The sequence below is a fragment of the Methylophaga sp. UBA4204 genome, assembly GCF_002379485.1.
Lineage (GTDB): Bacteria > Pseudomonadota > Gammaproteobacteria > Nitrosococcales > Methylophagaceae > Methylophaga.
In genome coordinates this window covers 15,206-16,301 of the sequence record NZ_DFTU01000093.1, presented here as the reverse complement: position 1 = coordinate 16,301, position 1,096 = coordinate 15,206, and the positions used below count along the sequence as shown (strand labels likewise).

The window sequence follows — 1,096 nt, the reverse complement described above, 5'->3', positions numbered from 1 at the left end:
ATTCAGGCAAGGTTACCCGGCCACCAATGTTTCCATCCCGAATACCTGAGGCGGCAGCAGCAGCGCTAAAATTCTCTGGGATACGAAACTCCCCATCACCAGTCAAATCATGGGTTATTTTTGAACGATAACTAATGCCCAGACGCGTTGCTTCAGTAAACTGATAAGTCATACCGAGGTTGTATCCCCAGCTCCAATCATCTGCAGTTAAACGTACTCGACCATCATTTTGTTGAGGTGCACCCGTAAAAGCACCAAAATTCGCTGCCTGACTTAGTTCCAAATCTATATATTGAAGGTTGATACCAAACCCTAACGAGAGTTTTTCGGTAGTTTTAAAAGCGATGCTGGGATTAATATTAACCGTAAGCAGATCCGAACGAATCGCATGATAACGCCCCTGCCAGCTATCGCCATAATCGGTCACCAGACCGAAGGGCGCGCCCACACCAATTCCTACGACAGTCTTGTCATTTAACGGGTGAGCATAATAAAAATTAGGAACTGCAGCCAGTTCACCGGCATTGCTGCCATCACCACCGGTTAATGGTGTGCCATTGGCATTAGAACCGCGATCGGAGAATTCTGCCCGGGGTGCGATCAGATTGAGCCCCATATTCATTTCTTTACGGGATAAACTTGTCATGCCAGCCGGATTGAAAAAAATTGTACTGGCATCATCCGCCACTGCAGCACTACCTGAAAAGGCGCGTCCCAACCCCGTAATGCTTTGTTCTATCAGGGCATAGCCCGCTGCGGCTGCAGAATTACTGGCTGCCCCTAATAAAAGATAAAAACCAAATTGGGTTGTACGGGACATGGTCATGGCAGCGTTACCTGGTAAGTGATTAGTTGTTAATTAAGGCAAAACTAGCTTATGCATGCAAATGAAGCAAGTTTGTAACAATTATCGACGCTGAAATAATAAATCCCATACTCCATGTCCCAGTCGATGGCCTCGCTGTTCAAACTTGGTTAAGGGACGGTACTCCGGCCGCGGAATATAATCACCTGATATGCTGGTGTTGATAAAATCATGACTTGCCGACAGATCCTGCAACATTTGTTCTGCATAATCCTGCCAGTCTGTTGCCAT

1 protein-coding gene and 1 pseudogene are annotated in these 1,096 nt (G+C 46.5%); both read right to left on the bottom strand.

Features of this window, described 5'->3' with window-relative positions:
• A partial coding sequence (locus tag B3182_RS13985; protein WP_292753160.1) for an OmpP1/FadL family transporter occupies window positions 1–826 on the bottom strand: 826 nt, incomplete at its 3' end.
• Between the two features lie 81 nt (window positions 827–907).
• Window positions 908–1,096 (bottom strand): annotated as a pseudogene (locus tag B3182_RS13980) (tRNA (guanosine(46)-N7)-methyltransferase TrmB); the annotation flags it as partial.